16 protein-coding genes are annotated in these 24,068 nt (G+C 61.1%); 13 read left to right on the top strand and 3 right to left on the bottom strand.

Annotated features, from left to right (window positions below; translation table 11 throughout):
• The first annotated feature begins 5 nt into the window (after positions 1-5).
• The 12 genes from treZ (at position 6) to HU724_RS14400 (ending at position 15,785) form a co-directional block, all read left to right on the top strand.
• Complete coding sequence (gene treZ, locus HU724_RS14455; RefSeq protein ID WP_186566769.1) at positions 6-1,808, top strand: malto-oligosyltrehalose trehalohydrolase; 1,803 nt, start codon at positions 6-8, stop codon at positions 1,806-1,808.
• Positions 1,805-3,883: a 4-alpha-glucanotransferase gene (gene malQ / locus HU724_RS14450; RefSeq protein WP_122692629.1), complete on the top strand. Its 2,079-nt coding sequence runs from the start codon at positions 1,805-1,807 to the stop codon at positions 3,881-3,883. The genes treZ and malQ overlap by 4 nt, the downstream gene beginning before the upstream one ends.
• A complete protein-coding gene (locus HU724_RS14445) occupies positions 3,880-6,654 on the top strand; it encodes a malto-oligosyltrehalose synthase (protein WP_186566771.1) in 2,775 nt (924 codons plus the stop codon). The genes malQ and HU724_RS14445 overlap by 4 nt, the downstream gene beginning before the upstream one ends.
• A gap of 21 nt (positions 6,655-6,675) precedes the next feature.
• The gene (locus tag HU724_RS14440) at positions 6,676-7,014 is read left to right on the top strand and encodes a DUF2934 domain-containing protein (protein WP_186566773.1); all 339 of its coding nucleotides are present in this window, start codon (positions 6,676-6,678) and stop codon (positions 7,012-7,014) included.
• Positions 7,015-7,252: 238 nt separating this feature from the next.
• Complete coding sequence (gene glgX, locus HU724_RS14435; RefSeq protein WP_186566775.1) at positions 7,253-9,412, top strand: glycogen debranching protein GlgX; 2,160 nt, start codon at positions 7,253-7,255, stop codon at positions 9,410-9,412.
• A gap of 1 nt (position 9,413) precedes the next feature.
• Complete coding sequence (locus tag HU724_RS14430; protein WP_024012877.1) at positions 9,414-10,412, top strand: acyl-CoA dehydrogenase family protein; 999 nt, start codon at positions 9,414-9,416, stop codon at positions 10,410-10,412.
• The gene (locus HU724_RS14425; RefSeq protein ID WP_186566777.1) at positions 10,409-11,167 is read left to right on the top strand and encodes a PIG-L deacetylase family protein; all 759 of its coding nucleotides are present in this window, start codon (positions 10,409-10,411) and stop codon (positions 11,165-11,167) included. The genes HU724_RS14430 and HU724_RS14425 overlap by 4 nt, the downstream gene beginning before the upstream one ends.
• Positions 11,164-11,763 carry an SAM-dependent methyltransferase gene (locus HU724_RS14420; RefSeq protein WP_186566779.1) on the top strand — a complete coding sequence of 200 codons (600 nt, stop codon included), beginning with the start codon at positions 11,164-11,166 and terminating at the stop codon, positions 11,761-11,763. Before HU724_RS14425 ends, HU724_RS14420 begins: the two co-directional genes overlap by 4 nt.
• Positions 11,760-12,419, top strand: a complete 660-nt coding sequence (locus HU724_RS14415) for a glycosyltransferase family 2 protein (RefSeq protein WP_186566781.1) — start codon at positions 11,760-11,762, stop codon at positions 12,417-12,419. Before HU724_RS14420 ends, HU724_RS14415 begins: the two co-directional genes overlap by 4 nt.
• Before the next feature lie 178 nt (positions 12,420-12,597).
• Complete coding sequence (locus HU724_RS14410; RefSeq protein ID WP_122601767.1) at positions 12,598-13,356, top strand: PIG-L deacetylase family protein; 759 nt, start codon at positions 12,598-12,600, stop codon at positions 13,354-13,356.
• A 214-nt stretch (positions 13,357-13,570) separates the two neighbouring features.
• The gene (locus HU724_RS14405; RefSeq protein ID WP_016774637.1) at positions 13,571-14,353 is read left to right on the top strand and encodes an endonuclease/exonuclease/phosphatase family protein; all 783 of its coding nucleotides are present in this window, start codon (positions 13,571-13,573) and stop codon (positions 14,351-14,353) included.
• 379 nt (positions 14,354-14,732) lie between these two features.
• Positions 14,733-15,785: an autotransporter outer membrane beta-barrel domain-containing protein gene (locus HU724_RS14400; protein WP_186566783.1), complete on the top strand. Its 1,053-nt coding sequence runs from the start codon at positions 14,733-14,735 to the stop codon at positions 15,783-15,785.
• Positions 15,786-15,901: 116 nt separating this feature from the next.
• On the opposite strand, the gene glgB is transcribed toward HU724_RS14400, so the two are convergent.
• From glgB to HU724_RS14385, 3 genes are all read right to left on the bottom strand, one after another.
• A complete protein-coding gene (glgB, locus tag HU724_RS14395; RefSeq protein ID WP_186566785.1) occupies positions 15,902-18,133 on the bottom strand; it encodes a 1,4-alpha-glucan branching protein GlgB in 2,232 nt (743 codons plus the stop codon).
• Positions 18,134-18,135: 2 nt separating this feature from the next.
• Positions 18,136-21,477: a maltose alpha-D-glucosyltransferase gene (gene treS, locus HU724_RS14390; RefSeq protein WP_186566787.1), complete on the bottom strand. Its 3,342-nt coding sequence runs from the start codon at positions 21,475-21,477 to the stop codon at positions 18,136-18,138.
• Positions 21,478-21,663: 186 nt separating this feature from the next.
• Positions 21,664-23,661, bottom strand: a complete 1,998-nt coding sequence (locus tag HU724_RS14385; protein ID WP_186566789.1) for an alpha-1,4-glucan--maltose-1-phosphate maltosyltransferase — start codon at positions 23,659-23,661, stop codon at positions 21,664-21,666.
• 217 nt (positions 23,662-23,878) lie between these two features.
• Between HU724_RS14385 and HU724_RS14380 the strand changes: the two genes are divergently transcribed.
• Positions 23,879-24,037 (top strand): hypothetical protein, encoded by a 159-nt coding sequence (locus HU724_RS14380; RefSeq protein WP_165368403.1) that lies wholly within the window; start codon positions 23,879-23,881, stop codon positions 24,035-24,037.
• Positions 24,038-24,068 lie beyond the last annotated feature (31 nt).

Below are 24,068 nucleotides of genomic sequence, written 5' to 3'. Positions count from 1 at the left end.
AGAAAATGCCGTCAAGGACCCAAGAAACCTGGCCCCACGGCGCGATCATGCTGGATGCCGAGCACACGCAGTTTGCGTTGTGGGCGCCTGACGCGTTCTACGTCAGTGTGGAACTGGAAGATGGAAAATCGTTGCCCATGCTGCCTCAGGGCGACGGTTGGTTTGTAATCAAGGCCAATTGCCCGGCGGGCAGTCGCTACCGTTATTGCATCGATGGCGAACTGGAGGTGCCGGACCCGGCCTCCAGGGCACAGGATGGCGACCTCGACCGCCACAGTGTGGTGGTCGATCCCCATGCCTACCAATGGCGGCACACGACCTGGAATGGTCGGCCGTGGAGTGAAGCGGTGATTTACGAGCTGCACGTCGGTGCGCTCGGTGGTTTTGCCGAAGTCGAACAGCATCTGGCGCGGCTGGTGGCGCTGGGCATCACCGCCATCGAACTGATGCCGCTGGCGCAATTCCCCGGTGATCGCAACTGGGGCTATGACGGCGTACTGCCCTATGCACCGCAAGCCTCCTACGGCACACCGGAACAACTCAAACACCTGATCGACACCGCCCACGGCCATGGCCTGGCGGTGATTCTTGACGTCGTCTACAACCACTTCGGTCCCGACGGCAACTATCTGCATCGTTACGCCAAAGGCTTTTTCCGCGAGGACAAGCACACGCCCTGGGGCGCGGCGATCGATTTCCGCCGTCCGGAAGTGCGCGAGTTCTTCATTGAAAACGCGCTGATGTGGCTGCTCGAATACCGTTTCGACGGTTTGCGCCTGGACGCGGTGCACGCAATTGAAGATCCCGACTTCCTCAGCGATCTGGCCCGACGCATTCGCCAGCAGATCGACCCGACCCGGCACGTCTGGCTGACCGTCGAAAACGAGCTGAACCAGTCGAGCCTGCTTGAGACCGACTACGACGCGCAGTGGAACGATGACGGCCATAACGCTTTGCACGTGCTGCTGACCGGCGAAACCGACGCCTATTACGCCGACTACGCCGCGCAACCCACCGAGCAATTGGTGCGCTGCCTGAGTCAGGGCTTTGTTTTCCAAGGCCACATCACTCGTCATGGCGAACCCCGTGGCGAGCCGAGCGAACATCTGCCCTCCACCGCTTTCGTGCTGTTTCTGCAGAACCATGACCAGATCGGCAACCGCGCCTTTGGCGAGCGCCTGCATCAGCTCGCCGACCCCCGTGCGGTACAAGCGGCGACAGTGTTGTTGCTGCTGTCGCCGATGATTCCGCTGATGTTCATGGGCGATGAATTTGCCGCCGAGCAACCGTTCCTGTTTTTCACCAGCCATCACGGTGAACTGGCGGAACTGGTGCGTGAAGGTCGGCGCAACGAGTTCGCCGCATTCAGTGCCTTTACCGATCCGCACAAGCGCGAACAGATCCCCGATCCGAATGCCGAAAGCACCTTCCACGCTTCGCAGCCGCGATTATCCGGCAGCGGCACGCCATTGCAACAGCAGACCCAAGAGCTGTATCGGCAACTGCTCAAGTTGCGGCACCAATACATCATTCCCAACCTCTCCGGGACCCAGGCTCTGGGCGCGCAGATGCTCGGCCATGGCGCGGTCAGCGCACGCTGGCGGCTGGGCAACGGTAGTGAGCTGCGAATTGACCTGAACCTCAGTGACACGCCAGTGGTCAACCCTGCACAGACTGATACCGACTGGTTGTTTCAACAGCCAGCCGCAGTCGAACTGTCGGACCCGAACCAACTGCCGGCGTACACCGCGCTTGTCAGCCTCACGGCCGCACCCGTTATGCACCCCCTGGATGGAGAGCGCCTATGAGCGATGCGCAACTGGAAATACTCGCCAGTCGAGCCGGCCTTGCCGTCGACTGGATCGACGCCAACGGGCGTCAGCAAAAAGTCGCTCCTGCTGTGTTGCGCAATGTCCTGATCGGACTCGGCCACCCCGCCAGCACCGCGCAGGAAATCGATGCCAGCCTGCTGGAATTGCAAGAAGTCCAGCAAGACCGCCATTTGCCACCCCTGCTGACTTGCGACGTGGGCGTTGCCCTCGACCTGAGTCGCTATTTCTCACCGGAAACCCCCTGCGAAATCCATCTTGAAGACGGCTCGCAGATGAACCTGAAGCTGGACAACGAAGCCATGTTGCCCGGCTTGATTCCGGTCGGTTACCAGCAAGTGCATATCGCCGATCAGTATTTCACGCTCGCCGTGGCGCCTGAACGCTGCTTCAGCGTCGCCGATGCGGTCGATAGCCCGATCCCGCGCGCCTGGGGTCTGAGCGCCCAGTTGTATTCGCTGCGCCGTCCGGGTGACGGTGGTTTTGGAGACACCCAGGCGCTGGAGGAACTGGTTCGTGTAGCGGGTGAGCGCGGCGCTGATGCGCTGGCGATCAGTCCGATGCACGCGATGTTCAGCGCAGACAATGGCCGCTACAGCCCTTATTCGCCGTCCAGTCGTTTGTTTCTAAATTCACTGTATGCCGCGCCGGGGAGCATTCTCGGCGAACGCGCGTTGCGTGATGCAATTGATGCCAGTGGCCTGGCCGCGCAGTTCGAGCAGCTGGAAAATCTCAAGCTGATCGACTGGCCGACCGCTGCCGAAGCAAAGCAGAAGCTGCTGCAAGCCTTATATGACGGTTTTGTCGCTGGTGAGCATCCGTTGCACGCCGACTTCGCCAGTTTTCGTCACGCCGGTGGCGAAGCGCTGGAGAACCATTGCCGCTTTGAAGCGATTCAGGAAATGCGCGCCGCCCGTGGCGAAAGTCTCGACTGGCGCGAATGGCCGGAACACTGGCACGACCCGCGCGGTGCGGCGCTGGGCGCGTTTGCCGAGGAATATGCCGAGCGCATCGGTTATTTCGCCTTCTGCCAATGGCTGATCCATCGCTGCCTCGAACGCGCGCAAACTGCCGCGCGCAGTGCCGGCATGGGCATTGGCCTGATCGCCGACCTCGCCGTCGGTGCTGATGGCGCTGGCAGCCAGGCCTGGAGTTTTCAGGACGAATTGCTCGCCTCGCTGACCGTAGGCGCGCCGCCGGACATCCTCAATCGCAGCGGCCAGGGTTGGGGCATTTCCGCGTTCTCGCCGGAAGGGCTGATCCGCAACGGTTTCCGCGCCTTCATCGACATGCTGCGCGCCAACTTCGCCCACGCCGGAGGCTTGCGCATCGACCATGTCATGGGCCTGCAACGCCTGTGGGTGATTCCCAACGGCGCCGCCCCGGCCGATGGCGCCTATCTGTATTACCCGTTCGACGACATGCTGCGCCTGCTGACCCTGGAATCCCATCGGCATCAGGCCATCGTGCTCGGCGAAGACCTCGGCACCGTGCCGGAAGGCCTGCGGGAAAAACTTGCCGCGCGGTCAATCCTGGGCATGCGCGTGCTGTTGTTCGAACAGGACAACACCCGTTTCAAACCGATTCTCGACTGGCCGGATGATGCCTTGGCGACCACCAGCACCCATGACCTGCCGACACTCAACGGTTGGTGGCATGGTCGTGACATCGACTGGAATGCACGCCTCGGTCTGGTCGATGCCAATGGCGAAATCGACTGGCGCCGGCATCGCGAGCGTGAACGCGAAGGCCTGCGCGATGCGCTGCGCCAGGATCCGCAGAACTTCCGCGAAGAGTCCCACGAAGCCGATCAAGTGGTCGATGCCAGTGTGCGTTTCCTCGGCCACACCCGCGCGCCGCTGGTCCTGCTGCCGCTGGAAGATGCCTTGGGTATCGATGAACAGCCGAATCTGCCTGGCACCACCGATTCACATCCGAACTGGTCGCGACGTTTGCCCGGTCCCAGCGAAGCGTTGCTGGACGGCCCCGATGCCGCCCGCCGCCTGGAACTGCTGGCCTGCGCGCGCCTTCAAGCCTCTGAGCGTGACCAATGAATCAACAGCAAATCCAGCCACTGCGCGCCACCTTGCGCCTGCAATTTCATGAAGGTTTTACCCTCGAACAAGCGGCGCCATTGGTGCCGTACTTTGCCCGCCTCGGCATCAGCCATATCTATGCCTCGCCATTGCTGGCGGCGCGCGCCGGTTCCATGCATGGCTACGACGTGGTCGACCCGACCCAGGTCAATCCGGAGCTGGGCGGCGAGCCGGCATTGCGCCGACTGGTCAGCACCTTGCGCGAACACAACATGGGGCTGATCCTCGACATCGTTTCCAACCACATGGCCGTGGGCGGCAACGACAACCCGTGGTGGCTCGACCTGCTGGAATGGGGACGCCTGAGCCCGTACGGCGAGTTCTTCGACATTCAGTGGCACTCGCCGGACCCGTTGATGGAAGGCCAGTTGCTGCTGCCGTTCCTTGGCAGTGATTACGGCGTGGCGTTGCAGGAAGGCACGCTGAAGCTCAAATTCAACGCGCAGACCGGGACTTTTTACGTCGAGCATTACGACCACCACTTCCCGATCTGCCCGAACAACTATGGCGAGCTGCTCAAGTCCGACGACACGCTGAAGTCTCTGGCAGATCGCTTCAGCACACTCAGCTACCAGACCGACGCACATTCGCTGGCGATGCCGCTCAAGCAAGAGTTGCGCGAGCTGGCCAGCGATCCGCGTGTTCTGGCGACTATCGAAGGCAACCTCGCACAGTACGATTCCACCACCGAGGAAGGCTTCCACAAGCTCCACGAGTTACTGGAACGGCAGAGTTATCGCCTGGCCAGTTGGCGCACGGCGGCGGACGACATCAACTGGCGGCGCTTCTTCGACATCAACGAGCTTGGCGGCCTGCGCGTCGAGCGTCCGGCGGTGTTCGAAGCGACCCACGGCAAAATCTTCCAATTGGTCGAAGAAGGTCTGGTCGACGGCTTGCGCATCGACCACATCGACGGCCTCGCCGACCCGCGTGGCTACTGCCGCAAATTGCGCCGTCGCCTTGATCACTTGGCGCCGGGACGTCATCTGCCGATCTATGTCGAGAAGATCCTCGGCGAGGGCGAAACCCTGCGCCGCGACTGGAGCGTCGACGGCACCACCGGCTACGAGTTCATGAATCAGCTGTCGCTGCTGCAACACGACCCGGACGGCGAACATGTACTGGGCGAACTCTGGCAGCGCCGCACCGAGCGCCCGGCTGCGTTCATGGAAGAAGCGCAACTGGCCCGCCAGCAGATCCTCAACGGCTCGCTGGCCAGCGACTTCGAAAGTGTCGCGCAGGCCCTGCATCAAGTTTCGCGTGATGACTTGATGACCCGCGACCTGACCCTGGGCGCGATTCGCCGCGTGCTCCATGCGTTGATCGTGCACTTCCCGGTTTATCGCACTTACATCAGCGCCATGGGCCGGTCCGAGCAGGACGAAGCGATTTTCCAGCACGCCATGGACGGTGCGCGGCAAACCCTCAGCGAAGCCGACTGGCCAGTGCTCGACTCGGTCGCCAGTTGGCTCGGCGGCACGCCGTGGCGCCGCAAGCCACGGGGTCGCTCGCGCAAGATCCTCAAGCATGCCTGCGTGCGTTTCCAGCAACTGACTTCGCCGGCAGCAGCCAAAGCCGTGGAAGATACCGCGCTGTATCGCTCGGCGGTGCTGTTGTCGCGCAATGATGTCGGTTACAACACCGAACAATTCAGTGCGCCGGTCAGCGAGTTCCACGAACTCAATCAACAGCGCATGGCCGAGTTTCCTGACAACCTGCTCGCGACTGCTACCCATGATCATAAGCGCGGCGAAGACACCCGCGCCCGGCTGGCCGTACTCAGCGAGCGCAGCCATTGGTACGCCGATCAGGTCGAATTGTGGCGCGCCCTCGCCCGCCCGGTGCGCATCGAAGATGACGCGCCTTCCGCGGGCGACGAACTTATCCTCTATCAGGCATTGCTCGGCAGTTGGCCGCTGGATCTACGGGACGACGACAAGGCCGGTTTCGCCGAATACGCCAAGCGCATCTGGCAGTGGCAACAGAAAGCCCTGCGCGAAGCCAAGCTGCAAAGCAGCTGGAGCGCGCCGAACGAAGCGTATGAAAACGCAGCACAGGCGTTCACGGAAAAGCTGCTGACCGGTGAAGAAGGCGAGTTGCTGCGTGCGGCGCTGAGCAAGACCGTCAACAGCATCGCCGCTGCCGGCGCGCTCAACGGGCTGGCGCAAACCTTGCTGCGCATGACCGTGCCGGGTGTGCCGGATCTGTACCAGGGCAACGAGTACTGGGACTTCAGTCTGGTCGACCCGGACAACCGCCGCCCGGTGGATTACGCCGCCCGCGAGCAAGCGTTGCAGGCATCCGTGCCGGGTACCGAACTGCTCAAGGACTGGCGTGACGGGCGCATCAAACAGGCGCTGATCAGTGAGGTGTTGAACCTGCGCAAGGAACACAGCGAGCTGTTCCGTCGAGGCGATTACCAGCCATTGGAAGTGCTGGGCAGTCAGGCGCACAACGTCTTGGCATTCGCGCGTGAACATCTGGGCGTGCGGGCGATTGTGGTGGTGCCGGTGCGTTGCGCGACGTTGCTGGAAAACAGTGCCATCCCGCAGGTCGATGCGCTGCGCTGGGGCGATACGCGGGTGGTTTTACCGTCTGCCGCTTCGGATGCAAACCTGAAGGGACTTTTTGCCAGCACCGTAGTCACACAAAACAGGGAGCTGAATGTCAGCGAAGCGCTGGGGGATGTCCCGGTCAATCTCTTTATCCAACACTTAACACAAGCATGAGTTCAGTTCAGGAGCATTGCGATGAGCACTGACGATAAACGCATTCGCGAATTCGCCTATCAGATCTGGGAGTCGGAAGGGAAACCTGAAGGCCACGAAGAACGTCATTGGGAAATGGCGCGCAAGCTGGCCGAGGCCGAAGCGCTGGCACCCAAGAAGCCACCGAAAGCGGCGGGCAGCAAGGTGGCTGGCAAGACTACAGCCGCAGCAGCAAAAAGCACCGACGGCAAGACTCCGGCAACCGCCAAAGCCAAACCGGCAGCGAAAGCCAAGCCGGCGGCCACGCCCAAAGTAGCCCCGCCGGGCGAGAAGGCTGCCGAGAAAAAGCCGCGAGCAGCGAAGAAGCCTCCGGCGAACTGACCCGATCCATTTTTGAACTGAATGACTGTGTGGCGAGCGTGCTCGCCACAGGGGTTCTTGCGCCCCGAAGAAAGCCCATTTTTGGGAACAACACACAACCCTGTGGGAGCGAGCCTGCTCGCGAAAGCGCTAGGTCAGTTGGTGAAAATGTCGAATGTACCGACGCTTTCGCGAGCAGGCTCGCTCCCACCAGGAAATCTCATTGCCTGAACTGTCCCGTTTTTTTGCAGGAGCAATCATGACCCGTCCAAAGAAAGCCGAACCCGCTGCGCAAGCCGAGCCGTCGAGAATCCGTGAAGGCCTGCCCTTCCCGCTCGGTGCGACCTGGGATGGTCTGGGGGTGAACTTTGCTCTGTTTTCCGCCAACGCCACCAAGGTCGAGCTGTGCATTTTCGACGATGCCGGCGAGGTCGAGCTCGAACGCATCGAGCTGCCGGAATACACCGATGAGATTTACCACGGCTACCTCCCGGATGCGCATCCTGGCTTGATCTACGGCTACCGCGTATATGGTCCTTATGACCCGGCCAATGGTCACCGCTTCAACCACAACAAACTGCTGATCGACCCATACGCCAAGCAATTGGTCGGCGAGCTGAAATGGTCGGAGGCGCTGTTCGGCTACACCATCGGCCACCCCGACGCCGACCTGAGTTTCGACGAGCGTGACAGCGCGCCATTCGTGCCCAAGTGCAAGGTCATCGACCCGGCGCACACCTGGGGCAACGACCATCGCGTCAGCGTGCCGTGGGACAAGACCATCATTTATGAAACCCATGTGCGCGGCATCAGCATGCGTCACCCGTCGGTGCCGGAAAACCTGCGTGGCACTTTCGGCGGTCTGATGGTCGACGACGTGCTCGAGCACATTCGCAAGCTCGGTGTGTCTTCTGTCGAACTGCTGCCGATCCATGCTTTCGTCAACGATCAGCATCTGCTGCAAAAGGGCATGACCAACTACTGGGGCTACAACAGCATTGCGTTCTTCGCCCCGGACCCGCGTTATCTGGCCAGTGGCAAGATTGCCGAATTCAAGGAAATGGTCGCGCATCTGCACGATGCCAACCTCGAAGTCATTCTCGACGTGGTCTACAACCACACCGCCGAAGGCAACGAGCAAGGCCCGACCCTGTCGATGCGCGGTATCGACAACGCCTCCTACTACCGCTTGATGCCGGACGACAAGCGCTACTACATCAACGATTCCGGCACCGGTAACACGCTCGACCTGAGCCACCCGTGCGTGCTGCAAATGGTCACTGACTCTCTGCGCTACTGGGCCAGTGAGATGCACGTCGATGGCTTCCGCTTCGACTTGGCAACCATTCTTGGCCGCTACCACGATGGTTTCGACGAGCGCCACAGCTTCCTCGTCGCCTGCCGTCAGGACCCGGTGCTGCGTCAGGTGAAAATGATCGCCGAACCTTGGGACTGCGGCCCCGGCGGCTATCAGGTCGGCAACTTTCCGCCGGGCTGGGTCGAATGGAACGACAAGTTCCGCGACACCGTGCGTGCGTTCTGGAAAGGTGACGACGCTCAGCTTGCCGATTTCGCCAGCCGCATGACCGCTTCCGGTGAGATGTTCAACCAGCGCGGGCGCCGGCCGTATTCGTCGGTGAACTTCATCACCGCCCACGACGGTTTCACCCTTAACGATCTGGTCTCGTACAACGACAAGCACAACGAAGCCAACGACGAGAACAACCAGGACGGCAGTAACAACAACCTGTCGTGGAACCACGGCGTCGAAGGTCCGACCGACGATCCGGAAATCAACGCTTTGCGCCATCGGCAGATGCGCAACTTCTTCGCCACCCTGCTGCTGGCCCAGGGCACACCGATGATCGTTGCCGGTGACGAGTTCGCCCGCACCCAGGACGGCAACAACAACGCCTATTGCCAGGACAGCGAGATCGGCTGGGTCAATTGGGATCTGAGCGAGGACGGCAAGGCCCTGCTCAAGTTCGTCAAACGCCTGATCAAGCTGCGCCTGACTTATCCGATCCTGCGTCGCGGACGCTTCCTGGTCGGCGAGTACAACGAAGACATCGGCGTCAAGGACGTGACCTGGCTGGCACCGGACGCCACCGAGATGACCACCGAGCACTGGCACGATGCGCACAACCGCTGCCTCGGCATGCTGCTCGACGGACGCGCGCAGGAAACCGGCATCCGCCGCAAAGGTGCCGACGCGACCCTGTTGCTGGTGGTCAACGCACACCACGACATCGTCAACTTCACCCTGCCGGAAGTGCCGGACGGCGGCTTCTGGACCTGCATGATCGACACCAATCAGCCGTCGATTCGCGGCCAGGAGCGCTTTGAATTCGGCCATGAATATTCGGTGACCGGGCGTTCGTTGCTGCTGTTCGAACTGCAACGTGACGAAGAAGATTGATATGGACTTTCAACATTATCTGGCCCGCCGTCCGCCAGATTACGCCGACACCAACGCCCTCGGCCGTTGCCTGCGGGCAATGGTCGAGGCCGGCCTCGACCGCTTGCCGTTACCCGGCAGCGGTCACACGCTGGAGCGCTTTCAGCGTCTCTCGGAAGTCGGTGGACACGATTTAGGCCTGTGCAAACTCTATGAGGGCCACACCGACGCGCTGGCGATCATCGAGCAATTGGGCGGTACGCCAACCCCGGGCAGCACGTGGGGCATGTGGGCCGCCGAACCGCCGCAGGCGCGGGTGAAAGTCACGCCGGCCGGGCATATGGTGACGCTGAACGGGCGCAAGGCCTGGTGCTCTGGCGCTGCGGTGCTCAGCCACGCCTTGCTTACCGCATGGGACGCGGACGGTCAGCAGCAATTGGTTGCAGTCGCACTCGATCAACCTGGCGTGACCATCACCGATCAAGGCTGGCAAGCGGTGGGCATGGCGGCCACCGGCAGCGTTGAAGTGCTGTTCGACAACGCCGAAGCGCAGGCCATCGGCAACCCCGGTGATTACCTGCAACGGCCGGGTTTCTGGCAAGGCGGGATCGGTATCGCGGCTTGCTGGTATGGCGCTTCACGGCGGATTGCCGAAGGGCTGCGTCAGCATTGCGCGCAACGCGATGAACCGCACGCCCTCGCCCATCTCGGTGCGACTGACACAGCACTGCAAGCGGCAGCCGATGTGTTGCGCTTCAGCGCGCTGCAAATCGATGCGCAGCCCGAGGCCGACGCTGAATTGCTCGCCCGCCGCGCCCGCGCCGTGGTTGAACAGTCTGCTGAACAGGTGATGCGTGAAGTCGGTCGTGCGTTGGGTGCCGGGCCGTTTTGTCAGGATCGGCATTTCGCCCGGTTGAGCGCCGACCTGCCGGTGTTTCTGCGCCAGAGTCATGCCGAACGCGACCTTGCTGCACTGGGCCAGCAGATTGCTGGTCAGTCCTGCGAGGTCTGGGCGTTATGAAAGCCAACCCGATCGTTGGCCAGGGCACTTCATTGCAGCAATGGCAGGCTTCGCGGCGTCTCGCCGAGATGCCGGCCATCGATATTCTTGACTTGGTACCGCTGGGCTCGCGTGCAGTGATCGTCGCACCGCACCCGGATGACGAAGTGCTCGGTTGCGGCGGCATCATGCAGTTGCTGGCGGCAGCCGGACGGCCGTTGCAGTTGATTTCGGTCACCGATGGCAGCGCCAGTCACCCCGGCTCGCAGCGCTGGACAGTCGAGCGTTTGAGCGTGGTGCGTCCGCAGGAATCCGCCGAAGCCCTGCGGCGCCTCGGCCTACCGATGCACAGCCTGAAATGGCTGCGCGGCGGTTTTACCGACACCCAAGTCGCATCTCAGGAACCGGAGTTGAGCGAATTCATCGCCGGTTATCTGCACGCCAGTGACGTGGTTTTCACTACCTGGCGCCAGGACGGTCACAGCGATCACGAGGCTGTCGGCCGCGCCAGTGTTGAGGCGGCGCGACGCGTTGGTGCGACCTGCCATGAGCTTCCGGTCTGGACCTGGCACTGGGCAACCCCGGAAGACGCTTCGGTGCCATGGGAGCGGGCGCGCAAGATTCTCCTTTCACCGACGCACATAGCACGTAAACGCCACGCCGCGCACGCGTTCGCCAGCCAGTTGGAAGGCGACCGCGACGTCGGGCTCGGGCCAGTGCTCGCGCCCTATGTGCTAGATCGTTTGCTGCAACCTTTTGAAGTGGTGTTCCTGTGAGCGTCGATGACCGCTATTTCGACGGCCTGTTCGCGGGCAATGACGACCCATGGGCGTTCCGCCAGCGCTGGTACGAACAGCGCAAGCGCGCGATCACCCTCGCCGCCCTGCCCCGTCCGCGCTACAGGTCGGTGTTCGAACCGGGTTGCGCCAACGGCGAACTGAGTGCAGAACTGGCTCCGCGCTGCGATCGCCTGTTGTGTTGTGACACGGCGAGCGCGGCGGTGAAGCTGGCGCGAACGCGCTTAAGCATTTTCGAGCACGCCGAAGTCCGCCAGGGCCGCCTTCCGGCTGACTGGCCGGAGGAAAAATTCGACCTGATCGTGTTCAGCGAAATCGGCTACTACCTCGACGAAAAAGATCTGACAGAAATGATCCGCCGGATCAGTGAGTCACTGACCGCCGACGGACAACTGCTGGCCTGCCACTGGCGCCCGCCGATCGAGGGTTGCCCGCTGAATGCACGGCAGGTCCACGATCAGATCCACGATCAATTGGCTTTGCCGCGTCTGGTGTTACATCAGGAAGCGGATTTCATTCTCGAACTGTGGAGCCGCGAGCCACGCTCGGTGGCGGCCCTGGAGGGCTTGCGTTGATCGGTATCGTGATTCCCGCGCACAACGAAGAGGCGCTGCTTGATGAATGCCTGCGTGCAGCGTTGCGCGCCAGCCAGCATGCACAACTGGGCGGCGAGCCGGTGGAAATCCTGGTGGTGCTCGACAGTTGCAGCGATGGCTCGGCGCAGATCGTCAGCGCTTATCCAGTGCTCAGCTTGCAGATCGATGCGCGCAACGTCGGTGAAGCCCGCGCCGCCGGTGCGCGCCTGTTGCTCGAGCGCGGTGCCCGCTGGATCGCCTGCACCGACGCCGACAGCCGCGTCGCCGATGACTGGCTGGCGGCGCAACTGGGGCTGGAGGCTGATGCTGTGTGCGGCACGGTCACTGTCGAGCACTGGCACGAATCGATTGATGAGGCGGCGCAGATTCGCTATCACCGCCATTATCAGGCCCGCGATGGCCATCGGCACATTCACGGCGCCAACCTCGGTGTCAGTGCCGAGGCTTATCGCCTGGCCGGCGGTTTCAAGCCGCTGACCTGTGACGAGGACGTGCAACTGGTGCGTGCACTGGAGCGCAGCGGCGCCAATATCGCCTGGAGTCACCGACCGCAAGTGCACACCAGCGCCCGTCTCGACAGTCGGGCCAAGGGCGGGTTCGGTTACTTTCTGCGCAATCTGGCACAGCTGGAATAAAAAATTACGGATCAGATTGATCTGTGACGCGACGAATCGGCTGTCTTGAGCAATACTCTGCCTCGCAGTAATCCAAGGGTTGGAGCACTGCACCGTTGCTATTCATTTGCCTTCACGGGCCGCGATCAGCGTTGGCTGCTCACGACTGAGGGCGAGATACCACAAGGACGTCGCACTCATGAAATCGTCATTGCTCAACGAACACGGCCTGCCGGCACAGATCTGGAACAGCGCGCCGCAACTCGACAATATTCCCGTCATTAACACCCACAGTCTGGTACCCGCCGGCGCCCGCGCCGTGGTCATCGCCCCGCATCCGGGCGATGAAGTGGTCACTTGCGGCGGTCTGCTGCAATTGCTCTCCAGCCTTGGCCATCCTCTGCAATTGCTCTCGATTACCGACGGTAGCGCCAGCCACCCCGGCTCGCGCCAGTGGTCGGAACAACGTCTGAGCGTGTTCCGCCCGCAGGAAAGCGTCGAAGCCCTGCGCCGCCTCGGCCTGCCCATGCACAGCCTGAAGTGGGTGCGCGGCGGCTTTACCGACAACGCACTGAGTGATCAGCAAAGCCAACTCACCGAGTTCATCGGCCGTTACCTGCGACCGGGCGACGTAGTGTTCAGTACCTGGCGCAAGGATGGCCCGCCGGATCATGAAGTGGTCGGGCGCGCCAGTTTCGACGCGGCGCAAAAGGCCGGGGCGACCTATCACGATGTGCCGGTGTGGGCCTGGCACTGGCCGGAGCGCGAGCAGCAAATGATTCCCTGGGAACGCGCGCGCAAGCTGCGGCTCGACACCTGGACGGTCGCGCGCAAGAGCCACGCGACCCACGCCTATGCCAGCCAGCTCAAGGGCGAACCGGCCATCGGCATCGCCCCGCTGCTGCCACCGGTGCTGCTGGAGCGGATGCGCTTGCCGTATGAAATCGTCTTCCTCTGAACGCCAAAGACCCCTCTGACACCGTGAAACCCTGTGGGAGCTGGCTTGCCAGCGATAGCGGTGTATCAGGCAACAGAGATACTGCTGATTTGGCCCCATCGCTGGCAAGCCAGCTCCCACAGAGTCCTGTGTACGATCAAACATTTCTGGAAGGAACTGCCACCCCCTCAAACCAGTCGCATGAACAGGCATGGCCCAATTCAGAGGAGTGAACGTGTCCAGCGATCCCAAGCGTCAAGCGGTCGACGCGCCAGTCATTCATCGCCTGCGGGTACTCACGGTCAACACCCACAAGGGCTTCACCGCACTGAATCGGCGGTTCGTTCTACCGGAGCTGCGCGAAGCGATGCGCAGTACCTCGGCCGATCTGGTGTTTCTGCAGGAAGTGGTGGGTGAGCACGAACGCCATTCCAGTCGTTACAACGACTGGCCGCAGACGTCGCAGTACGAATTCCTCGCCGACAGCATGTGGAGCGATTTTGCCTACGGGCGCAACGCCGTTTACCCCGACGGCCACCACGGCAACGCGCTGCTGTCGAAATACCCGATCCGCGAATATCGCAACCTCGACGTGTCGATCACCGGGCCTGAACGGCGCGGGCTGTTGCACTGCATTCTTGATGTCCCCGGGCATGCCGAGGTGCATGCAATCTGTGTGCATTTGAGTCTGCTGGAAAGCCATCGACAATTGCAGTTGCAACTGCTCTGTCAGCTGCTTGAATCTCTACCCGACGATGCGCCGGTGATCATCGCCGGCGATTTCAATGACTGGCAGTTGCAAGGCAACGCCGCCCTCGCCCGTCGCGATTATCTGCATGAAGCCTTTGAGCGTCACCATGGGCGCCCGGCGAAAACCTATCCCGCGCGGTTTCCCTTGCTGAGGCTTGACCGGATCTACTTGCGCAATGCCAGCAGCCACGACCCACGCATTCTTGGCAACAAGCCGTGGACGCATCTTTCCGATCACCTCCCGCTGGCGGTCGAAGTGCATCTGTAAGGGCATTTTTGACAGCAATTAAATGACAGGCCTTCCCGGCAACTGACGCTCGGGAGGACCTTTCGTCGGCGGCAAAAAACCGTCAGCCACCTGCTTCGCAGGCGTTTTTCCATGCAAACAAACACTTAGTTATGTTCAGAAAAACAAACGCTTGCAAAGGCTGATTTAAGCGCGCCATTCATCGTGCATTTTCTTGACGCGCAGGCGTCACTCTTCTTATCTCTACCTTACTACCCCCGGAATCACTACTGGGGCTGACCTTCCGGCACTCGCGAAATCGAGCAGCCGCGGTTCGCCCCGCTCTATTCGGTCGCCCCTCGTTCGGGGTAGGAGAGACGCCAAACACGAGATGACGCATGCGCTTGCAAGGTAGACCTCCATGAAAACTTCACTGACCCCACACGAACTGAAAATCACCCTTTGCACAGTGTCAGGCTCACTGCTGCTGTGCTCGTCCATGGAGGCGCATGCGGGATCTGCGGCGGATGAACCCGCGTGGTATCGCGCCGACGTACCGGTGCTGACCCTGCCAGTAACCGTGATAACACCCGGACCACTGCCATTGAGTCAGCAGAGTTCGCGCGTGATCACTGAGGATCTTGCCCCATCTGCCTGGGACGAGCTGTACGGCAAAAGCGCTCGGCAAGCACAGACCGACGCACTTTCATCAGGTTATGCGATGGCCGCTGGCGAGTTCAAAGGTCCGGCCGTGGTCACGTTGAAAAGCGCTAACGGGACTACTCAGACCCTAGGTCTCATAGGTGGCGACAATCAGGTCCAGCTGAATGCCGATGGTGCGCTGACCCGACGTGCCCTCGCCGACCGCAACACTGACAGCCTCAACCTGCAAGGCCAGAGCCTGGGCGCCTATTACAGTCTGGTGGGTGCGCAAGGCTGGCACGTCGACCTTTCGGCCAGTGGCGGTCGGGTCAGCGGTTTCAGTCGCACTGCGCAAGGTAATCGGCAAGCCACGGAAGGCAACGCGATGACCTTTTCCGTCGAAGGCGGTTACCCGATCGGCTTGAGTGAAAACTGGGTGGTCGAACCGCAGGCACAACTGATCAACCAGCGCATCAGTCTCGACGCTCCGTATGCCGGCTCGGGCAATGCCTCTTCCACCGACCTGACCGCGTGGAGCGGCCGCGTCGGTGCGCGGTTGAAAGGCAGTTATGACTTGAATGGTTTGCCTGTTGAGCCATACGTGCGTACCAACCTTTGGCACACCGTTTACACCGGCAGCACGGTGACACTGGATCAGGTCGACAAGATCAGCAGCAGCCGCAAGTCTTCAACAGTGGAATTGGGTTTGGGACTGGTGGCGCGGGTCACACCGGCGGTAAGCCTGTACATGAGCGCCGATTACAGCAGCGATGTGGATGACAATGATCTGAACGGGATCATCGGCAGCCTCGGCGTGCGGATGCGCTGGTGATCTCCTGAACGCTGAAGAACCCTGTGGGAGCGAGCCTGCTCGCGAAAGCGGTATCACCTTCAACATCATCGTTGACTGACATGACGCCTTCGCGAGCAGGCTCGCTCCCACAGCTGCTAGCCCTGCGGCTTGAGAATCAACACCGCCAACGGCGGAAGATTCAGTTCCAGCGACAACGATTGACCATGACTCGGTACTTCATCGGTCAATGCCCCGCCGCCATTGCCATAGTTGGAGCCGGCGTAAATGTCGGCGTCACTGTTGAACAGCTCGGTCCAGCGCCCGGCAAACGGCACGCCGACCCGATACGACTGGCGCGGTACCGGCGTGAAGTTGGCAACCACCAGCACTGGCGAGCCATCCTTGCTCCAGCGCAACCACGCGTAAACACTGTTGATCGCATCATCGCCAATCAACCACTGGAAGCCTTGCGGCGCGTCGTCCTGATCGTGCAGTGCCGGCTCTTCGCGATACAGCCGGTTGAGATCGCCAACCAGTTTCTGCACACCTTTGTGCTCGGAGTACTGCAGCAGGTACCAGTCCAGTTGCTGATCGTGGTTCCACTCGCGCCACTGGCCAAACTCGCAGCCCATGAACAACAGCTTCTTGCCCGGATGCGTCCACATGAAGCTCAGATAGGCGCGCAGGTTGGCAAATTTCTGCCAGCGGTCGCCGGGCATCTTGTCGATCAGCGAGTGCTTGCCGTGCACCACTTCGTCGTGGGAAATCGGCAGGATGAAGCGCTCCGACCAGGCGTAAACCAGGCCGAAGCTCAGCTCATTGTGATGATGGGCGCGGTACACCGGGTCCTGCTGGATGTAGTGCAGCGAGTCGTGCATCCAGCCCATGTTCCATTTGTAGGAGAACCCGAGGCCGCCCTGCTGGGTGCTCTGGCTGACGCCCGGCCATGCGGTGGACTCTTCGGCGATCACCAGCGCACCAGGCGCTTCCAGTTCAACCACGTCGTTCAAATGACGCAGGAAGTCGATAGCCTCGAGGTTCTCCCGACCGCCGTGGCGATTCGGCACCCATTCGCCAGCCTTGCGCGAATAATCGCGATACAGCATCGACGCCACCGCATCGACACGCAGGCCGTCGATATGGAAGTGTTTCAGCCAGTGCAGCGCCGAGGCCAACATGTAACCGTGCACTTCGGTGCGACCGAGGTTGTAGATCAGCGTGTCCCAATCCTGATGGAAGCCTTCCAGCGGATTGCCGTACTCGTACAGCGCGGTGCCGTCGAACTGCGCCAGACCGTGGGTATCGGTGGGGAAATGCGCCGGCACCCAGTCGAGGATCACGCCGATGTCGGCTTGGTGACAGGCGTTGACGAACGCAGCGAACTGATCCGGCGTACCGTAACGCGCGCTCGGCGCGAATTGCGAGAGCAACTGATAACCCCAGGAACCACCAAACGGGTGTTCCATGATCGGCATCAGTTCGATGTGAGTGAAACCCAGCTCTTTGACATAGGGAATCAGCCGCTCAGCCAGTTCCGGCCAAGTGTACTGACGCGCTACCTCGCCGAGATCATCCAGCTCGCACTGCCACGAGCCGGCGTGCAACTCATAGATCGACAAAGGCTTGGAGCGCTGCTGGCGATCCTGACGGGAATTCATCCACTCGTGATCCTGCCAGTCGATCTGCAATGGCGAGGCGACTTTCGACGCGGTGTCCGGTGGCAGGCTGGTGGCCAGCGCCATCGGGTCAGCCTTGAGCGGCAGAATGCCGTGGGCGCCGAGGATTTCATACTTGTACAACTCCCCCGCTTGCAGGCGAGGGATGAACAACTCCCACACGCCCGAAGGATGGCGCAGACGCATCGGGTGACGACGACCGTCCCAGACGTTGAAATCGCCGACCACCGACACACGGCGGGCATTCGGCGCCCACACGGCAAAGCGCACACCGTCAACGCCATCAACGGTTTTCAGCTGTGCACCGAGGCAAGCGCTGAGGTCACGGTGATTGCCTTCGGCGAACAGATACAAATCCATTTCGCCCAGCAGCTGACCAAAGCTGTACGGATCTTCGGCGACCTGCTCGCCACCGGCCCAGCGCGTGCGCAACAGGTACGGTCGCGCCCGATCGAAATGGCCGACAAACAGCCCCGGCGTCTCGGTCATCTCCAGTGGGCCAAGCTCTTCGCCGCTGTCTTTGTCCAGCACCGCCACACTCAGCGCACCCGGCAGATAAGCGCGGATGAATTGCCCACCAGCGCCATCGCCGTGCGGGCCGAGAATGGAAAACGGGTCCTGATGTTCGGCGCGTACCAAGGCATCAATGTCGCGTGCCGAGGGTAACAATGCTTCCTTTACCACACCCTGTTCCTTGTTCGAGAAACTCATGACTACTCTCCACCAAGATCGGAAAAGGGTTTAAGCCCTGTCAATAATCCATACAAGCCGTGCAATGGCACGGGCAGCCACGTTGGGCGGTTTTCCGCCTCGTAGGCCACTTCATAAGCGGCTTTTTCCAGGCCGAACAACGCCAGCGCGGCGTCGGCACCCTGAGGATCCTGCCAGGCATGCTCAAGACTAGCTGCTGCCTCGCGGTATGCCTGGACAAATGCCTCGCGAGCCTCACGCAGATAGCGCTCGGCGACCCGTTTGCGCGCCGCTTCGGCTTCGGTGCTGTTGTCGACGTTGTGTACGTTGATGGTCATCGCCGCTGCGTAATCGAACGAACGCAGTACGCCGCTGACATCCTTGTACGGGCTGTGCTTGCCGCGACGCTCACTCAACGGCCGCGCCGGTTCGCCCTCGAAGTCGATCAGGTAGGCATCGCCCTTGATCACCAGCACCTGACCCAAGTGCAAGTCGCCATGCACCCGGATGCGCAAACCGCCGGTGGCTTTCTTCGCCAGATCCTGCACATGGGCAAGAATGGTTTTCTTCTCGTCGAGCAGACGCTTGACCAGTTTCTGGTCCGCCGCGTTCAACTCGCCTTGATGCTGCTTGAGCAGTTTCAAGGCATGTTCGACCTGGGCGGTGACATCCTTGGCCGTCGCGGCCATGTCCTTGCTCGACGACACTTGCGGCGCAAAGTCGGCGTTGTCGGTTGGCGCAGCGAGCACCTGATGCATCTCGCCCAGACGCTGGCCGAGCATGCCGGCGAAGTCCTTCAGTTCGCCGAGCGCGTTGTAATGCTGCTCCTGCTCGGACATGGCGTCGGCCAGTTCATCTCGCAACGCCCGTTCCAGGTTGTTCTGCGTCCATTCCCATGCGTCGCCCTGATTGCTCAGATAACCCTGGGCGATCATCAGGAGGTTGTCTTCACCCTGCGCGTCGCGGCGAATCACCGAACCCAGCAGTGGCGAGATATTGGCAAACCCGGCCTCGGTCAGGTAAGCGCTCATCTCCAGTTCCGGGTGTACGCCAGAAGCGACTTTGCGTATCAGCTTAAGTACCAGGCTGTTGCCGACAACCACGGAGCTGTTCGATTGCTCGGCCGACAGGTAGCGCACATCCGACTCGGCGCCGAGGCCGAGTTTTTCCAGATGATCTGTCTGTTCGAAGCGGATTTCGCCTTCGATCGACTCCAGTACGGTGTTGTTCTGCATGCCTTGCAGAACGGCGCGGACGAAGGTTTCCAGACTGAACGCATCGGTAATCAGACCGACCTGACGCACACGGCGTACACGCGACAGCGCCAATTGCTGCGGCAACGGCGGGCCGACATGGTCTTCGGCAATGAAGCCGAACGGCAGTTGATAACGGTTGGTCTGGCCACCGCTGGTGACTTCGATTTCGCTGAGCAGCACTGGATGCTGGGCGTCGCCGAAACGCACGCCATAAGCCAGATTGACCTTCTCGATCGCCGCGTCCTTGCCGGCGAACCAGCGACGGTTCTGCAGCCAGCTCGGCAGAATGCTTTGCTCCAGCGTCGTACGCGACGGCGCTTCGAGCAGCTCTTCCATGCGTTTTTTCAGTACCAGCGTGGTGAAGTCCGGCAGGCTCTGCGCCGGCTCGACGTGCCAGCTCGGCATCTGGTTCTCCGCTGCCAGCGCGAACCAATAGAAGCCATAAGGCGCCAGGGTCAGAAGGAAATTCAACTGACCGATCGGCGGGAACGCGTTACCGCCGAGCATTTCCACCGGCACCATGCCGACATACGCCGACAGATCCAGCTCCACTGCTTGCGCACTGCGCGAGACGTTGGCCACGCACAGGATGATTTCGTGCTTGCCATCGACATCGGTGTATTCGCGGGTATAAGCCAGCACGCGACGGTTGGCCGGCGAGAGCATTTTCAACGTGCCACGGCCGAAGGCTTTCGATTGCTTGCGCACGGCCAGCAGGCGCCGCGTCCAGTTCAACAGCGAATGCGGATCGCCGGACTGGGTTTCGACGTTGACTGACTGATAGCCATACTGCGGGTCCATGATCGGCGGCAGTACCAGACTGGCCGGATCGGCGCGGGAGAAACCGCCGTTGCGGTCGATCGACCACTGCATCGGCGTACGCACGCCGTCGCGGTCGCCGAGGTAGATGTTGTCGCCCATACCGATTTCGTCGCCGTAATACAGAGTCGGCGTGCCGGGCATCGACAGCAGCAGGCTGTTGAGCAGTTCGATGCGGCGACGGTCGCGTTCCATCAACGGTGCGAGACGACGGCGAATACCGAGGTTGATCCGCGCGCGACGGTCAGCCGCGTAATAATTCCACAGGTAATCGCGCTCACGGTCGGTGACCATTTCCAGGGTCAGCTCATCGTGGTTGCGCAGGAAAATCGCCCACTGGCAATTCGCCGGAATTTCCGGGGTCTGCCGGAGAATGTCGGTAATCGGGAAGCGATCTTCCTGCGCCAGCGCCATGTACATGCGCGGCATCAGCGGGAAGTGGAAGGCCATGTGGCATTCGTCGCCATTGACGCCAGCGGCATCGGTGTCACCGAAATACAGCTGGGTGTCTTCCGGCCACTGATTGGCTTCGGCCAGCAGCATGCGGTCGGGGTAGTTGGCGTCGATCTCGGCACGGATCTGCTTGAGGACGTCGTGGGTCTCGGGCAGGTTTTCGTTGTTGGTGCCGTCGCGCTCGATCAGGTACGGAATTGCGTCAAGGCGCAGGCCGTCGATGCCCATGTCCAGCCAGTAGCGCATCACCGACAACACGGCTTTCATGACTTGCGGGTTATCGAAGTTCAGATCCGGCTGGTGCGAATAGAAGCGGTGCCAGAAGTACTGACCGGCGACCGGGTCCCAGGTCCAGTTGGACTTTTCGGTGTCAAGGAAGATGATCCGCGTGCCGTCGTATTTCTGGTCGTCATCGGACCAGACGTAGAAATCCCGCGCCGCCGAACCCGGCTTGGCTTTACGCGCACGCTGAAACCACGGGTGCTGGTCGGATGTGTGGTTGATGACCAGTTCGGTAATCACCCGCAGACCGCGCTTGTGCGCTTCGGCAATGAAGCGCTTGGCGTCGGCCATGGTCCCGTAGTCGCTGTGCACGCCACGGTATTCGGCGATGTCGTAGCCGTCGTCGCGACGTGGCGAGGGGTAGAACGGCAGCAGCCAGATGGTGTTGACGCCGAGGTCGGCAATGTAATCGAGTTTGGCGATAAGCCCGGGAAAGTCGCCGATCCCGTCATTGTTGGAGTCGAAAAACGATTTGACGTGAACCTGATAGATCACCGCGTCCTTGTACCAGAGCGGGTCTTTGATGAAGGCGGCTGCCTTGGGTTTCTTCGCCATGTGGAACTCCTGAAAAATTCTCTGATACACCGAGGGACTCGCAGTGGTGAGCCCCTGTGGCGAGGGGATTTATCCCCGTTCGGCTGCGCAGCAGTCGCAAATTGTTAACGCGGTGCAGCTTGAAAAAAGGGGCCGCTGCGCGCCCCAACGGGGATAAATCCCCTCGCCACGGAGGCGGTGCCAATGTTACGAAGCTGAAATCCGCCAAATCCCGAACGGCTGATACGCCGGGTCAATGCGCATGAACTGATACTTGCCGTGCCAGTCCCAGCGATGGCCATTCATCAAATCTTCGCCATGGGTGGTGGCATCGTCCGGCAGGCCCATTTCCCACAGCGGCAATTCGAAATTCGCTTCCTGCACGTTATGCGGATCGAGGCTGACCGCGACCAGAATGAAATTGCTGCCATCGGCGCTGCGCTTGCCGAAGTACAGAATGTTGTCGTTCCAGGCGTTGTAGATTTTCAGGCCCAGATGCGTGTGCAGCGCCGGATTCTGCCGGCGGATGCGGTTGAGCTGAGCGATTTCGGCAATGATGTTGCCGGGTGCAGTGAAATCACGGACGCGGATCTCGTATTTCTCCGAATCCAGATATTCCTCTTTGCCCGGTACTGGCGCCGATTCGCACAATTCGAAACCGGAATACATGCCCCACAGCCCCGAGCCCATAGTCGCCAGCGCCGCGCGAATGAGGAAACCGGGACGCCCCGACTCATGCAAAAACGCCGGGTTGATGTCCGGGGTGTTGACGAAGAAATTCGGCCGGTAGCATTCGCGCCACGGCGACTGATTGAGTTCGGTGAAATATTCCGCCAGCTCGGCCTTGGTATTGCGCCAGGTGAAATAGGTGTAGCTCTGCGAATACCCGACCTTGCCCAGACGCGCCATCATCGCCGGCGTGGTGAAGGCCTCGGCGAGGAAAATCACTTCCGGATACAGCGTGCGCACATCGGCGATCAGCCATTGCCAGAACGGCAGCGGTTTGGTGTGCGGGTTGTCAACGCGGAAGATCTTCACGCCTTCCTTGACCCAGCCGACGACGATGTCGCGCAACTCGACCCACAGGCTCGGAATCGCGTCCGGCGCATAGAAGTCGACGTTGACGATGTCCTGGTATTTCTTCGGCGGGTTTTCGGCGTATTTGATCGTGCCGTCCGGGCGCCAGTTGAACCAGCCCGGATGCTCCTTGAGCCACGGGTGATCCTGGGAGCACTGGATGGCGAAATCGAGAGCGATTTCCAGACCATGGTCGGCGGCGGCAGCCACCAGGCGGCGGAAATCTTCACGGGTGCCGAGTTGCGAGTGAATCGCTTCGTGGCCACCCTCTTCGCTGCCGATCGCGTACGGACTGCCGGGATCGTCCGGGCCGGCAGTCAGGGAATTGTTGCGGCCCTTGCGGTGGGCGCGGCCGATCGGGTGAATCGGCGTGAAATACAGCACGTCGAAGCCCATGTCCTGAATCATCGGCAGACGCGAATGCACATCGTTGAAAGTGCCGTGACGCTGGGGATCGTCGGTGATCGAGCGCGGAAACAGCTCATACCAACTGGCGAACTCGGCGAGTTCGCGCTCGACGTCCATGGGGAATTCGGCGCTGACGCTGAGGTAGGCGCGGTGATCGGCCTGAGCCATCAGCTCTGCACTTCGCGAGTGCAGAAACAGCGCAACCTGCTCGGTTTCGAGCAGGCCGGACAATTCATGGTGCAGCGCGGCGAGCTGCTCGCTGAGCTGCCCTTCGCTGCGTTCGGCGGCCTGTTGCACCATCGTGCGGCCTTCCTGCAACTCCAGAGAAACCGGCACCGCCGCGCTGTGCTTCTTTTCCAGTTCGTACTGGAAGCTGGCGAAATGGTCGATCCACGCTTCGATGCAATAGAGGTAGCGACCCTGCTCCTCGGGGCGGAACTGACCTTGCCAGGTGTTGTTGCCCTGATCGGACATGACCTCGGTCTGCCAGGTTTCCTGGCCTTCCTCGCGCCAGCGAATGCGCACAGCGAGCTTGTCATGGCCGTCGGCAAAGACTTTGCTGGTCACCACCACTTCGCGCCCGGCAATCGATTTGGCGGCGAACTGGCCGCCGTCGAGAGTCGGCATGGTGTTTTCGATGACGATGCGTGGCAGCAGCAACGCCTGCGACAATGGCATGTGCGGGTTGTAACTCAGCTCTGAAGGTCTTTCAGCAGTCATTGAGCATCTCTCCTTAACGCCCCAAGGACGCTCTTGTGCCGGAACAGTATTCGCGACAAAGCGCCGGCCCTGTCATGAACTCACTTAGGTTCCGAGCAACCGGCGCGGGGAAAAGTTCAGATGAAATTAACAAGACAAACCTGCGGATCGAATTTGTCGTGGCCGGGTCAACTCACTTAAGCACGTCCCACGCCATGTGCCATACGGAGGTCACTTGATGAGCATCCCGATCCCGGCGGAAACGCCCGATCCGAACATCGACAAACCCACCCTGCCGGAGACCGAGCCGCCGGCGGTGCCCGAACAAGAGCCGCCAGGCACCACGCCACCACCGAAGGAAGAGCCACCGAGCACGATGCCGCCGGTGATCGTCTGACCCCTGTCTCCTGATCGTTCCCATGCTCCGC

Source organism: Pseudomonas iranensis (genome assembly GCF_014268585.2).
Classification (GTDB): Bacteria; Pseudomonadota; Gammaproteobacteria; order Pseudomonadales; family Pseudomonadaceae; genus Aquipseudomonas; species Aquipseudomonas iranensis.
The sequence above is the reverse complement of the archived record's forward strand: the minus strand, read 5'-3'. Positions and strand labels throughout refer to the sequence as shown.